Source organism: Streptomyces sp. NBC_00237 (assembly GCF_026342435.1).
GTDB lineage: Bacteria > Actinomycetota > Actinomycetes > Streptomycetales > Streptomycetaceae > Streptomyces.
The window spans coordinates 1,582,510-1,595,539 of record NZ_JAPEMT010000002.1; the positions used below are offsets into that span (position 1 = coordinate 1,582,510).

General features: G+C 71.1%; 12 protein-coding genes and 1 pseudogene. 9 read left to right on the forward strand and 4 right to left on the reverse strand.

Translation table 11 applies throughout. The features are described 5' to 3' along the window. From OG897_RS20805 to OG897_RS20815, 3 genes are all read left to right on the forward strand, one after another. A complete protein-coding gene (locus OG897_RS20805) occupies positions 1–1,206 on the forward strand; it encodes a sensor histidine kinase (protein WP_266660361.1) in 1,206 nt (401 codons plus the stop codon). Next, positions 1,203–1,868, forward strand: a complete 666-nt coding sequence (locus OG897_RS20810) for a response regulator transcription factor (protein ID WP_266658708.1) — start codon at positions 1,203–1,205, stop codon at positions 1,866–1,868. The genes OG897_RS20805 and OG897_RS20810 overlap by 4 nt, the downstream gene beginning before the upstream one ends. A gap of 164 nt (positions 1,869–2,032) precedes the next feature. Beyond that, entirely contained in the window at positions 2,033–3,214 is a 1,182-nt protein-coding gene (locus OG897_RS20815; RefSeq protein WP_266660363.1) for a serine hydrolase, read from the forward strand. Here the strand turns inward: OG897_RS20815 and OG897_RS20820 are convergent. The 3 genes from OG897_RS20820 to OG897_RS20830 all read right to left on the reverse strand — a co-directional run bounded on the left by OG897_RS20820 (position 3,204) and on the right by OG897_RS20830 (position 6,579). Continuing rightward, the gene (locus tag OG897_RS20820; RefSeq protein WP_266658709.1) at positions 3,204–3,737 is read right to left on the reverse strand and encodes a hypothetical protein; all 534 of its coding nucleotides are present in this window, start codon (positions 3,735–3,737) and stop codon (positions 3,204–3,206) included. The two genes, OG897_RS20815 and OG897_RS20820, sit on opposite strands and share 11 nt — an antisense overlap. A 91-nt stretch (positions 3,738–3,828) precedes the next feature. Continuing rightward, positions 3,829–5,034, reverse strand: a complete 1,206-nt coding sequence (locus OG897_RS20825) for a spermidine/putrescine ABC transporter substrate-binding protein (protein ID WP_266658710.1) — start codon at positions 5,032–5,034, stop codon at positions 3,829–3,831. A 105-nt stretch (positions 5,035–5,139) separates the two neighbouring features. Beyond that, positions 5,140–6,579: a gamma-aminobutyraldehyde dehydrogenase gene (locus OG897_RS20830; protein ID WP_266658711.1), complete on the reverse strand. Its 1,440-nt coding sequence runs from the start codon at positions 6,577–6,579 to the stop codon at positions 5,140–5,142. Between the two features lie 177 nt (positions 6,580–6,756). On the opposite strand from OG897_RS20830, the gene OG897_RS20835 reads away from it, so the two are divergent. The 6 genes and pseudogenes from OG897_RS20835 to OG897_RS20860 form a co-directional block, all read left to right on the forward strand. Continuing rightward, a complete protein-coding gene (locus OG897_RS20835; RefSeq protein WP_266658712.1) occupies positions 6,757–7,248 on the forward strand; it encodes an Lrp/AsnC family transcriptional regulator in 492 nt (163 codons plus the stop codon). A gap of 2 nt (positions 7,249–7,250) precedes the next feature. Then, positions 7,251–8,636, forward strand: coding sequence for an aspartate aminotransferase family protein (locus tag OG897_RS20840; RefSeq protein WP_266658713.1), 1,386 nt, complete (start codon positions 7,251–7,253; stop codon positions 8,634–8,636). Positions 8,637–8,870: 234 nt separating this feature from the next. Beyond that, positions 8,871–9,719: an ABC transporter ATP-binding protein gene (locus tag OG897_RS20845; RefSeq protein WP_266658714.1), complete on the forward strand. Its 849-nt coding sequence runs from the start codon at positions 8,871–8,873 to the stop codon at positions 9,717–9,719. Then, positions 9,701–10,999, forward strand: coding sequence for a hypothetical protein (locus OG897_RS20850; RefSeq protein ID WP_266658715.1), 1,299 nt, complete (start codon positions 9,701–9,703; stop codon positions 10,997–10,999). Before OG897_RS20845 ends, OG897_RS20850 begins: the two co-directional genes overlap by 19 nt. 90 nt (positions 11,000–11,089) lie before the next feature. Then, positions 11,090–12,235 (forward strand): LOG family protein, encoded by a 1,146-nt coding sequence (locus OG897_RS20855; protein WP_266658716.1) that lies wholly within the window; start codon positions 11,090–11,092, stop codon positions 12,233–12,235. Between the two features lie 33 nt (positions 12,236–12,268). Further along, a pseudogene (locus tag OG897_RS20860) lies at positions 12,269–12,592 on the forward strand (VOC family protein); the annotation flags it as partial. Between the two features lie 101 nt (positions 12,593–12,693). Here OG897_RS20860 and OG897_RS20865 read toward each other — a convergent pair. Beyond that, a complete protein-coding gene (locus OG897_RS20865; RefSeq protein ID WP_266658717.1) occupies positions 12,694–12,939 on the reverse strand; it encodes a hypothetical protein in 246 nt (81 codons plus the stop codon). Positions 12,940–13,030 lie beyond the last annotated feature (91 nt).

Here is a 13,030-nt window from a genome sequence, read left to right on the forward strand (position 1 = left end):
ATCGGCACCACCCTGCGCGCGCACCCGTGGGCGGCCGACATCGGCGTGGCCCTGCTCGTCCAACTCGTGGTCAGCGTGCCGTGGTTGATTCCGCGCCCGGCGGGCTCTTCGCCCGCCACCCTCCTGGCGTACGGGCTGACGGCGCTGACCGTACTGCCGCTCGTCTGGCGGCGGCGGGCGCCGGTGACGGTCCTGGCGGCGGTGCTGTGCGCGCAGGTGCTGTACGGGGTCGCCGCCGACGGGCCCGGCCAGACCCTCCCGTACACGAGCATGGTGGCGCTGTACTCGCTCGCCGCTTGCACACCCTCCCCGCTGCGGCAGGTCACGGGCGGGCTGACGCTCGCGGTGGCCGCCGTGTCGGTGGTGGGGCGGGGGCGGGACGACTGGCTGCGCGAGCTGATGCTCACGCTCGTCGTCTTCGCCGCGTCGTACGCCTTCGGCCGCCTGACCCACACCCGGCAGGCGTACACGCGGGCGGTGGAGGAGCGGGCGCGGGCGGTCGAGGAGCGGTCGGCCGAGCTGGAGCGCGCGAACCGCATCGAGGCCGAGCAGGCGGCGGCCCGCGAACGGGCCCGCATCGCACGGGAGATGCACGACATCCTGTCGCACGCGGTCAGCATCATGGTCGTCCAGGCGGAGGCCGGACCGGTCGCGGTGCGCGTCGCGCCCGAGCGGGCGGAGGCGGCGTTCGACGCGATCTCGGAGACCGGGCGGGAGGCGATGACGCAGCTCCGGCAGATGCTGGGGCTGCTGCGGGACGCGCCGTCGGACCCGGATGTGTCCCGTGGTCCCCAGCCCACCATCGGCGAACTGCCGAGGCTCGTGGAGCGGGTGGGGCGCAGTGGCCTCTCCGTGGCGTACGAGACCACCGGTCGGCCGCACTCCCTGCCCCCCGTGCTCGAAGCGACGGCGTACCGCATCGTGCAGGAAGCACTGACCAACATCGTCAAGCACGCCCACGCCCGGCACGCGCGGGTGCGACTCCACTACCAGGAGCAGGAATTGACCCTCACCATCACCGACGACGGGCGTGGCCGCCCCGGTCCGGCCGCCCGCACGGCGGGCCACGGCCTCATCGGCATCCAGGAGCGCGCGGCGGCCCACGGCGGGTCGGTGACGGCGGGGCCAGGACCGGACGGCACCGGATTCAGCGTGCGCGCCGTCCTCCTCATCACCCCTGCCGAGGCTTCGGGGGTGGCGAGTTGAGCATTCGCGTGGTGGTGGCGGACGACCAGGAGCTGGTCCGCAGCGGGTTCGCGATGATCCTGGGCGCGCAGCCGGACATCGAGGTGGTCGCGGAGGCGGGCGACGGCGCGGAGGCCGTCGACGCGGTACGGCGGCTGCGGCCGGAGGTCGCGCTGCTCGACATCCGGATGCCGCTGATGGACGGCATCGAGGCATGCCGCGCCATCACCTCCGGCGGCCCCACCCGCACCGTGATGCTGACGACCTTCGACTCCGACGCGTACGTCTACGACGCGCTGCGCGCGGGGGCCAGCGGCTTCCTGCTCAAGGACGTGCGCAGGGACGACCTCGTGCACGCGGTGCGGGTGGTGGCGGCCGGGGAGTCCCTGGTCGCGCCGTCGGTGGCCCGCCGTCTGATCTCGGAGTTCACCTCGCGCCCCGCGACGGCCCCCCGCACCCCGTCCGACAGGCTCGACGTGCTGACCGCCCGCGAGCGCGAAACCCTCCTCCATCTGGCGCGCGGTCTGTCGAACGCGGAGATCGCGGCGGCCCTGACCGTCAGCGACCACACGGTGAAGACCCATGTGGGCAACGTGCTGGCCAAGTTGGGGCTGCGGGACCGGATCCAGGCGGTGATCTGCGCGTACGAGACGGGGCTCGTCGCCCCGACGGGGGAGGGATAGCCACCCGGCCGGGCCCCGCCTCCCCCGCACGGGGGAGGAAACCGCCCCGCCGGAACCCCTCTCACCGGCGATCCGCCCAGGCCCCGCAGGCAACAGGATGGAGCCATCGAGGAGTTACGGAAATCCACCGGCTCCGGCACCCGAGAGGCCCCACCATGAACCGCCTGAGCGCCCGCACCCGCACCGCCCTCGCCGCCGCCCTGGTACTCGGCATCGCCGCGGGGCCCGTCGCCGCCGCGGGACCCGCCTTCGCCGGGACTCCGGTCACCGCCCAGGCCACCGCCGCCGCCCAGGAGGAGACCGGTCCCAACACCACCGCCCTCCAGGCGGCCCTCGCCGGCCTCCCGAACGCCAGCACCACCGCCGCACTCGTCCGCGTCGGCGGCAAGGGCCGCGCCTGGCAGGGCAGTTCCGGTGTGCACGACCTCCGCTCGAACCGCCCCGCCAACCCGAACGGCCGCTTCCGGATCGGTTCCGTCACCAAGGTCTTCACCGCCGCCACCGTGCTGCGCCTCGCCGAAGAGGGCCGCGTCAGCCTCGACCGGCCGGTCCGCGCCTACCTCCCGGACCTGATCCCGGCCGCGTACGGCGAGGTCACCGTCCGCCAGCTGCTCAACCACACCCACGGCATCCCCTCCCCGGACTCCACCCCGGGCGGCATCGAAGAGCTGTACGCACACCGCTTCGACCTCCGCGACCCGCGCGCCATGGTCGCCGACTCGACCTCGAAGGCCAAGGAGAAGGACCGGAAGACCCCGGGCACCGTCCAGGAGTACTCGAACACCGGCTACACCATCGCGGGCCTCCTGATCGAGCGCGTGGCCGGTACGTCGTACGAAGAGGCCGTCGCCCGCCGCGTCCTGCGTCCGCTGGGCCTGCGGGACACGTACTCCCCCGGCCGGAGCCCGCGCATCCGGGGCCCGTACAACCACGGCTACCAGGTCTTCCCCCGGCCCGACGGCAGCACCGAGCTCCGTGACGTGAGCGCGTGGACCGTCACCGACACCTGGGCGGCGGGCGACCTCGTCTCGACCACCGCCGACCTGGAACGCTTCATGAAGGCGCTGTTCGGCGGGGAGGTCGTGCGCGGCCCGCTCCTTGAGGAGATGTTCACCGTGCCCGACATCGAGGGCGCGACGATGAGTGCCGGTCTCCAGAAGCGTGAGGCGGGCAACGGCCTGATCGTCTGGCTGAAGACCGGCGGGCGCTGGGGCTACAACGCCATCATCGCGGCCCCGCGCGACCTCTCCCGCACCCTGGTCTACTCGGTCAACTCCACCGACGCCAAGGGCGAGGGCATGAACCCGACCGCCGAACGCGTGGTCCGTGCCGCCTTCAGCCGCTGAGGGCGGCCCGCGCCGCCACCCCGATCGGCGCCGTCAGCGCCTCCAGCCGCTTGATCTTCCTCCGTACGATCGCCAGCGGGATCACCCCGAACACCCCGAAGGCCATGTCGATCAGTGACCACCCGAAGGGAATTCCCCGGATCGGTCCGCAGATCAGGGCGAGCGGGATGATCCCGGCGCAGGCGATCATCCCGAACTCGATCACCCAGACGTTCCGGACCGGATCGCGGTACGGCCCGTAGAACGCGACCGCGATCACCAGGTGGGCGAAGGCGAGCCAGTCCGTTCCGTACAGGATGAACGGGTACGCCGCCTCGGTGGCGACGAGGCCGTCGCGGCAGCGCTCGATCCACTCCATGAACCCGGGCATCGCGTCGGGCAGCGGGGACGACCGCAGCACGTCGGTGAGCCAGTCGAGTTCGGTGACGAGCGGGAAGGCCGTCAGCCCGCTCAGCACGAGGCACACGATGAAGAAGATCAACCACACGCGGATGCGCCTCAGAAGGGCGGCGGGCTCGTTCATCTCCGCAGCGTACGAGGACCTTTACGCGAGCTTTACGGGTCCCCCGCATCTCCCGCCTGGGGCACGCAGGAGACACTGGTGGTTTGGGCCGCTACAGCCCCACGATCCCGTTCCACCGCTTCGCGAACTCCAGCCGCTCCTCGGCGGTGATGTCCCGCGCGATGGCGAGCCGCTTGCGCACCGCGCCGTCGGGGAAGATCAGCGGGTCCTCGGCCAGTGCCGCCGTCTCCTCGTCCTTCGACGAGGCGATGATGTCCCGCGCGGCGGGCACAGGACACACGTAGTTCACCCAGGTGGCCAGCTCGGCCGCCACCTCCGGGTCGTAGTAGTAGTCGATCAGCCGCTCGGCGTTGCGCTTGTGCTGCGCGAGGTTCGGGATCATCAGGGACTCGGCCCACAGCTCCGCGCCCTCCTCCGGCACCACGAACTCGATGTCCGGGTTGTCCGCCTGGAGTTGGATGACGTCGCCCGAGTACGCCTGGCAGGCCAGCACGTCGCCGCTCGCCAGGTCCTTGACGTAGTCGTTGCCGGTGAAGCGGCGGATGTGCTGGGTCTTGACCAGCTTCTCGACCTGCTCGCACATCCGGTGAAAGTCGTCCGCGACCCACTTCGTGACGTCGGCCCCGAGCCCCTGCATCAACAGCGAGAAGCTCTCGTCGAGGCCGGAGAAGAGCGTGACCTTGCCCTTGAGCTCGGGCCGCCACAGGTCGGAGGTGTGCTTGATCTCGCGCCCGAGCTTCTTTCGGTTGTACGCGATGCCGGTGATGCCCGACTGCCACGGCACGGCGTGCCGGCGGCCCGTGTCGAAGGCCGGGTTGAGCAGTTGCGGGTCCAGATACTTCGCCACGTTCGGCTGCTTGGTTCGGTCCATCTCCTGGACCCAGCCGAGCCGTACGAAACGGGCGGCCATCCAGTCGCTGATGACGATGAGGTCGCGGCCGGTCGCCTGGTGGTTCATCAGCGCCGGGCTGACCTTGCCGAAGAACTCGTCGTTGTCGTTGATCTCCTCGGTGTACCGCACCGAGATCCCGGTCCGCCTGGTGAACTCGTCGAGCGTCGGCCGCTTCGACTTGTCCTCCTCATCGGTGTCGATGTAGAGGGGCCAGTTCGCGAACTGGAGGTTCTTGTCCCGGTCCGAGGTGTCCGTGCCCGCCCGGTCGCCCGGCTTCACGTAGGCGGCGGGGACACCGCACCCGGTGAGCGCGGCGAGCGCGCCCGCCGTACCGATTCCGTATCCGAAACCGCGGAGCACCGTACGGCGCGAGAGACGACGCGAAACGCGACCAAGATCACCCATGGTGCTCACCCTTTCCCGAGGTGCGAGGGGCGGGCAATAGACACAGTGCCTACTGCCCGCCCCTCAATCCGTCACCCCGTGTCCGCGGTCGGGGGACCGTCCGGCTCAGCCGTCGAGCGACGTCATGACGTGCTTGATGCGGGTGTAGTCCTCGAAGCCGTACGCCGAGAGGTCCTTGCCGTAGCCGGACTTCTTGTAGCCGCCGTGCGGCATCTCCGCGACGAGCGGGATGTGCGTGTTGATCCAGACGCAGCCGAAGTCGAGGTTCTTGGACATGCGCATGGCGCGCGCGTGGTCCTTGGTCCAGACGGAGGAGGCGAGGGCGTACTCGACGCCGTTCGCCCACTCCAGGGCCTGCGCCTCGTCGGTGAAGGACTGGACGGTGATGACCGGTCCGAACACCTCGTTCTGGATGATCTCGTCGTCCTGCTTCAGGCCCGAGACGACGGTCGGGGCGTAGAAGTAGCCCTGCTCGCCGACCCGGTGGCCGCCCGCCTCGACCTTGGCGTGCGCGGGCAGCCGCTCGACGAAGCCGGTGACCTGCTTCAGCTGGTTGGCGTTGTTGAGCGGCCCGTAGAGCACGTCCTCGTCGTCCGGCAGGCCGGTCTTCGTGTCCGCCGCCGCCTTCGCGAGCGCGGTCACGAACTCGTCGTGGATCGACTCCTGCACGAGGACGCGCGTGGCGGCCGTACAGTCCTGACCGGCGTTGAAGAAGCCCGCCACGGAGATGTCCTCGACGGCCTTGGCGATGTCGGTGTCCTCGAACACGACGACCGGCGCCTTGCCGCCCAGCTCCAGGTGGACCCGCTTGAGGTCCTTGGCCGCGGACTCGGCGACCTGCATGCCCGCCCGTACCGAACCGGTGATGGAGGCCATCGCGGGCGTCTTGTGCTCGACCATGGCGCGGCCCGTGTCACGGTCGCCGCAGACCACGTTGAAGACGCCCTTGGGGACGATCGAGCCGATGATCTCGGCCATCAGCACGGTCGAGGCGGGCGTCGTGTCCGACGGCTTCAGGACGACCGTGTTGCCCGCGGCGAGCGCCGGGGCGAACTTCCACACGGCCATCATCATCGGGTAGTTCCACGGCGCGACCTGCGCGCAGACGCCGACCGGCTCGCGGCGCACGATGGAGGTCATGCCCTCCATGTACTCGCCCGCGCTGCGGCCCTCAAGGAGGCGTGCCGCGCCCGCGAAGAAGCGGATCTGGTCCACCATCGGCGGGATTTCCTCGGTGCGGGTGATGCCGACCGGCTTGCCGCAGTTCTCCGACTCGGCGGCGATCAGCTCCTCCGCGCGCTCCTCGAAGGCGTCCGCGATCTTCAGCAGGGCCTTCTGGCGCTCGGCGGGCGTCTGGTCGCGCCAGGCGGGGAACGCCTCGGCGGCGGCGGCCATCGCGGCGTCGACGTCCGCCTGACCGGAGAGCGGCGCGGTCGCGTACGCCTCGCCCGTCACCGGGTTGATCACGTCGGTGGTCCGGCCGTCGGCGGCGTCCTGGAACTCCCCGGCGATGTAGTTGCGCAGACGGCGCAGCTCGGTGGTCACGGCCACTCTCCCTCTCAGATGTCCGGTGGGTGAGACACCCACATTAGTCAGTGGGGTATCGCTTTCGACATACCTCCCCGTCAACAACTTCGGATTCAGTCAAAACCACGTCCTCGAACAACGAATTTCATCGGTTTGCTCTTGCGAGACGGGCGAGACCTCGTGCAGAGTGGCCCTGTGGTCAGTCGTAGCGCAGAACCCAGGCCCGGCAGCGGAAGCTCCCCGGCGATCGACGCCGTCTCTCTGGCGATCATCGAGCAGCTCCAGGAGGACGGCCGTCGTCCGTACGCCGCCATAGGCAAGGCGGTCGGTCTCTCCGAGGCCGCCGTGCGCCAGCGCGTACAGAAGCTGCTCGACCAGGGCGTCATGCAGATCGTCGCCGTCACAGACCCGCTCACCGTGGGCTTCCGTCGGCAGGCGATGGTCGGCATCAACGTGGAGGGCGACCTCGATCCGGTCGCGGACGCGCTCACCGGCATGGCGGAGGTCGAGTACGTCGTCGTGACGGCGGGCTCCTTCGACCTCCTCGCCGAGATCGTGTGCGAGGACGACGACCACCTCCTGGAGATGATCAACAAACGCATCCGGACCCTCCCCGGAGTGCGCTCCACCGAGAGCTTCGTCTACCTCAAGCTCAAGAAGCAGACCTACATGTGGGGAACCCGATAGTCGTGACTGCCACCAGCAACCCTGCCGCGGGCAAGGACCTCTCGAAGACCGCGTACGACCACCTGTGGATGCACTTCACCCGCATGTCGTCGTACGAGAACGCCCCCGTGCCGACCATCGTGCGCGGCGAGGGAACGTACATCTTCGACGACAAGGGCAAGCGCTACCTCGACGGCCTCTCCGGCCTGTTCGTGGTGAACGCCGGTCACGGCCGCCACGAGCTCGCCGAGGCCGCGTACAAGCAGGCCCAGGAGCTGGCCTTCTTCCCGGTGTGGTCCTACGCCCACCCGAAGGCCGTCGAGCTCGCCGAGCGGCTCGCGCACTACGCGCCGGGCGACCTGAACAAGGTCTTCTTCACCACCGGCGGCGGCGAGGCCGTCGAGACCGCGTGGAAGCTGGCCAAGCAGTACTGGAAGCTGCGCGGCCACCACACCAAGTACAAGGTCATCTCGCGTGCGGTCGCCTACCACGGCACCCCGCAGGGCGCCCTGTCCATCACCGGCCTGCCGGCCCTGAAGGCCCCCTTCGAGCCGCTCGTACCGGGTGCGCACAAGGTGCCGAACACCAACATCTACCGCGCCCCGATCCACGGCGACGACCCGGAGGCGTTCGGCCGCTGGGCCGCCGACCAGATCGAGCAGGAGATCCTCTTCGAGGGCCCGGAGACCGTCGCCGCGGTCTTCCTGGAGCCGGTGCAGAACGCGGGCGGCTGCTTCCCGCCGCCGCCCGGCTACTTCCAGCGGGTCCGCGAGATCTGCGACAAGTACGACGTGCTGCTGGTCTCGGACGAGGTCATCTGCGCCTTCGGCCGCCTCGGCACGATGTTCGCCTGCGACAAGTTCGACTACGTCCCCGACATGATCACCTGCGCCAAGGGCATGACCTCGGGCTACTCCCCGATCGGCGCCTGCATCATCTCGGACAAGCTCGCCGAGCCGTTCTACGAGGGCGACAACACCTTCCTGCACGGCTACACCTTCGGCGGCCACCCGGTCTCCGCGGCGGTCGGCCTCGCCAACCTCGACATCTTCGAGCGCGAGGGCCTCAACCAGCACGTCCTGGACAACGAGGACGCGTTCTTCCAGACGCTCCGCAAGCTCCACGACCTGCCGATCGTCGGCGACGTCCGGGGCAACGGTTTCTTCTACGGCATCGAGCTGGTGAAGGACAAGGTCACCAAGGAGACCTTCACCGACGAGGAGACCGAGCGCGTCCTGTACGGCTTCCTCTCCAAGGCGCTGTACGAGAACGGCCTGTACTGCCGGGCCGACGACCGGGGCGACCCGGTCGTGCAGCTCGCGCCGCCGCTGATCTCCACCCAGGAGACCTTCGACGAGATCGAGTCCATCCTGCGGGCGGTCCTCACGGAGGCATGGACCAAGCTCTAACCAGCAGGTGCGTCGATCTGCCGTGATCCGCGTCGGCCTCCGTTGATCTGTCCGTACGGCCCGGATGCACCCGTTCCAGTGAGAACGGGGAGCGTCCGGGCCGTACGTCTGCCGCGCCACGCCCACCTCCGCACCGCGAATCCTTACGGTGCCCAGTGACCGATCGGCTCCGTCGTTCGTTCCCCCGCAGGGGGGACGGGAAATCCGATCTGAACCTGATTCGAGGTGTACGCCATGGTGACCCCGCCGGACAACGCCCCGCCGGTCCACACCCCGCCGGACAAGACCCCGCCGGACAAGACCGCGCCGGACAGGACCGCGCCGGGCAGGACCGTCCCGGAGAAGACCGTCCCGGGCAGGACCCCGCCGGACGACGACATCCTGCGGGCCCTCTCGCTGCACCACGCCCACGGCGGGTCCCCCGCCCTCGTCGACGTGTCACTGACCGTCCGCGAGGGCGAGATCCTGGCCGTCACCGGCCCGCGCGGCAGCGGCAAGACCACCCTCCTCAACTGCCTCTCCGGGCACCTCGTCCCCGACGACGGCGAGGTCTGGTTCACCGGCGTCCCCGTGCACACCATGGGCGCGCTCACCCGTGAACGCCTGCGCCGGGACCGCTTCGCGTGGATCTCCTCCGCACCGGACCTCGTCCCGGAACTCACCGCCTGGGAGAACACCGCCCTCCCCCTCCTCCTGCGCGGCGAGGGCCACAAGGCCGCCAAGGCCACCGCCCTGGAGTGGCTGGAACGCCTCGACATCGGCCCCGTCGCCCGCAAGCGCCCGGCCGCTCTCCTCCAGGCCCAGCGCCAGCGCGTCGCCATCGCCCGCGCCCTGGCCACCAGCCCCTCCGTCCTCTTCGCCGACGAACCCACGGCCCCGCTGCACCGCCCGGACGCCGCCCAGGTGCTGCGCACCCTCACCACGGCGGCCCGCTCGCACTCCCTCACCGTCGTCCTGGCCACGCACGACCCCGAGGTCGCCGCCCTCGCGGACCGCGCGGTGCCCCTGCTCGACGGCCGCCGGGCGGCCACCGCGGCGGTCCCCGGGGCGGAAGGCCGGGCCGCGTGCTCGCTCTCCGCCTAGCCCGGGGCGCCCACCCCCTCGTCCTGCTGCGCCGCCTCCTGGTCGCGGCGGCCTCGGCGGGCGTCGGCTTCCTCCTGCTGTGCACGCTGGGCTACGCCCTTTCCCACCCCTCCCACACCACCCCCTCCCTCCTGCGCCTCCTGTGGTGCCTCGCCCCGCTCGCCGCGACGGTGCAGTTCGCGGTGGCCGTCGCCCGTACGGACCCGAGCACCCGGCCCCGCCCCGGGCTCTCCGCCGTGGGCCTGGGCCCGGCCCGCCTCGCAGCCACGGCAGCCGCCTCCACGGCCCTGTCCTGCACGCTCGGCAGCATGGTCGCCCTCCTGGTCTTCCTGCACCTGCGCGGCGACCTGACGGGCCTGCCCTTCGACGGCGCGGCCACCGAACTCCTCGCCGCCGACCGCTCGCTGCCCCTGGCCGCGGTCGTCATCCTCCTCGCCCTGGTCCCCCTCACGGCCTCCGCGGCGAGCGCCTGGACCCTGCGCCCCCGCGGCCTCCGCGCCCCGCACCCGGGAGGCACCCGCACCCGGGTCACGCATCTCCCGGGCTCCCCCACCGCCCACGCCCACTCGCCCGGCACGGGTTCTGCCGGTGCGGGCACCACCGCTCTCCTGCTCCCGCCCGCCCCCGCCCCGCCCTCCGACGCGTCCGTCACCACGGCCCCTCCCGCGGGCCTCCCGTGGGGCATCGCGCTGACCGCCGCCGGGCTCGCCGTCGAGACGTACACCAGCCGGGGCGGCGGGCCGGGCCGCGTGCTGCCGCTGCCCGGTCACGCGGACATCGCCCCGGCGGGCGTCCTGGCGGGCTGGTCCCTGACCGCGCTGGGCCTCGCGCTGGCGGGTCCCGGGCTGGTCCACCTGTGCGGCTTCCTGCTCCAGGCCGTACGTCCCGGCGCGGTACGCCTCCTGGCCGGGCGGGTGCTCCAGGGCGAGGCCCGGCGCATCGGCCGCCCCCTCGGGGTCGTCTGCGCGACCGCCTCGGGCCTGATCGCGGCCGCCACCCTGTACTCCCGGGCCACCGGCCCCTCCTCCGTGCCTGCCTTCGGCCCGCTCACCGGGCTCGGCGCCACCCTGGTCCTGGCCTGCACGGCGGCGACCCTTCTCCTGGTGGCCCTGGAGACCAAGCAGGCACGTGCCTCCACCACCCGGGCCCTCCTGCGCCAGGGAGCCGCCGCCCAGACGCTGCGGGCGGCAGCCCTCACCCGGATGTTCGCCCTGCTCGCCCTGTTCGCCCCGCTCACCTGGGTCCTGGCCACCTTGGCGGCCGCTCCCCTCGCCCCCTGACGCCGCACCCCCGTACGCTCCCCCGCCCACCCCCGTCCGCTCCCCCGGCCCCCGTCCCGGACACTGATTGCCTCCGCCTACGATGACCCCGTGCGCCCACACCCGGATCACGACAACGAGATCGAGACCCTGGCCGAGTTCGACCAGGTCGTCGCCCGCGGACCCCTCACCGGCTACCGCGTCCAGTCCGTCGATCTGACGGACCGTACGAAAGCCCTGCTGGGCACCGACGCGGCGGAGGCGGTCTTCCTGGGCTGCCCGATGGCCGACGAGGCGAGTGCCAAGGTCCGCAGCGACGGGGCGCTCGTCTTCCCGCCCGTCCCGAACCTCCCCTTCGACCCGTACCGGGGGCTCCTCTACTCCCCCGAGGCGCTCTTCGACGGCCTCTCCGGTGGCGGGTACGAAACGACCCCCGACGCCCTCGCCTACGCCTGGTTCCAGCGGACCAAGGCCGACGGCGATATATACGCCTCGATGCTGCGCTCGATCCACGACGACGCGATCTCCGACGCCCTCGACGAGTACGTCCTGGACTCCCCGGTGGTGGGCGTCATGGGCGGTCACGCCATGGCCCGAGGCACCGACGCCTACGCCGGAGCCGCCCGCCTCGGCCGCAGCCTCGCCCGCGCGGGACTGACCGTCGCGACCGGCGGCGGACCGGGCGCGATGGAGGCGGCGAACCTCGGCGCCTACGCCGCCCCGCACCCGGACAGGATGCTGGACGACGCCTGCGCCCTCCTCGGCAAGACCCCGTCCTTCACCCCGTCCGTCACCGACTGGGCGGCGGCGGCCTTCGCCGTACGCTCCCGCTGGCCGGAGGGCGGAGATTCGGTCGGCATCCCCACCTGGTTCTACGGCCACGAGCCGCCGAACGCCTTCGCCTCCCACATCGCCAAGTACTTCGCCAACGCCACCCGCGAGGACGGCCTGCTCGCCCGCTGCACCGCCGGTGTCGTCTTCCTCCCGGGAGCGGCCGGCACGGTCCAGGAGATCTTCGACAACGCGACCCCGAACTACTACGAGTCGCGCGGCGAACCCACCCCCATGGTCCTGGTGGACCGCGCCCACTGGACCGAACGCCTTCCCGCCTGGCCCCTCCTCCAGTCCCTCGCCAAGGACCGCCCGATGGACCACCGCATCGCCCTGGTCGACAGCGTCGACGAAGCCCCCGCCGCCCTGGAACGCCTCCGGGCCGCCGTGCCTCCCTCGCCGGAGACCGCCCCGCAAAACCATTAGCCCCCGCACGAACACGCGGTCATAGTGGCGCGCATGGCATCCCTCGTACGACACGTGACCATCGACTGCGCCGACGCCCACAAGCTGGGAACCTTCTGGGCGGCGGTGCTCGAATCTCCGCTCGCCGACGACGACTTCCCCGGTGACCCCGAGGCCCTGCTCCAGACGCCGGGCGTCGGGGTCCTCTTCGTCCAGGTCCCCGACGCGAAGACGGTCAAGAACCGCGTCCACCTCGACATCCAGCCCCAGGACCGCACCCGCGACGAGGAAGTCGAGCGGATCCTCGCGCTCGGCGCCACGCTGGTGGACGACCACCGCAAGCCCGACGGCACCGGCTGGGCAACGCTCGCCGACCCCAACACACCTGACTACCAGTTCTAAGGATACGTACAGGTCAGAGAACACGGAAGCCCCGCACGGCACTTGGGCCGCACGGGGCGATTTGCTGTCTGGGTTGGTCAGTCGTCGTACGCCTCGCCAGAGAGGATGTCCCGTGCCATTTCGGCGATCACGTCCCGCCGGGTGCGGTCGCCCGTGGTGGCATCGGGGTAGTTGGCGGGTAGCTCGTCCTCGACCCGTTGCACGATGTCGTCAACCTTGAACGTGATCCCGGTATCCACAGCGAGAGAGGCGACCGTTTCAACCGCCCTTTCGGTGCGGTGGAGTAGGTCTACGGCGAGGGCTTCATAGTCCGTGGCGGTCATAGGGGGACGGTAGCGGGGACGGTAGGCGGGCAGCCCGGAAACGCAGGAACCCCGCCCGGACGAGTGTCCGAACGGGGCTCTCTGGATCTTC

What these genes read in the sequence shown, in the direction of transcription:
- OG897_RS20820 (WP_266658709.1), bottom strand. Translation starts at nt 3,737, where the DNA reads ATGAACGAGCCCGCCGCCCTTCTGAGGCGCATCCGCGTGTGGTTGATC.
- OG897_RS20825 (WP_266658710.1), bottom strand. Translation starts at nt 5,034, where the DNA reads ATGGGTGATCTTGGTCGCGTTTCGCGTCGTCTCTCGCGCCGTACGGTG.
- OG897_RS20845 (WP_266658714.1), top strand. Translation starts at nt 8,871, where the DNA reads ATGGTGACCCCGCCGGACAACGCCCCGCCGGTCCACACCCCGCCGGAC.
- OG897_RS20865 (WP_266658717.1), bottom strand. Translation starts at nt 12,939, where the DNA reads ATGACCGCCACGGACTATGAAGCCCTCGCCGTAGACCTACTCCACCGC.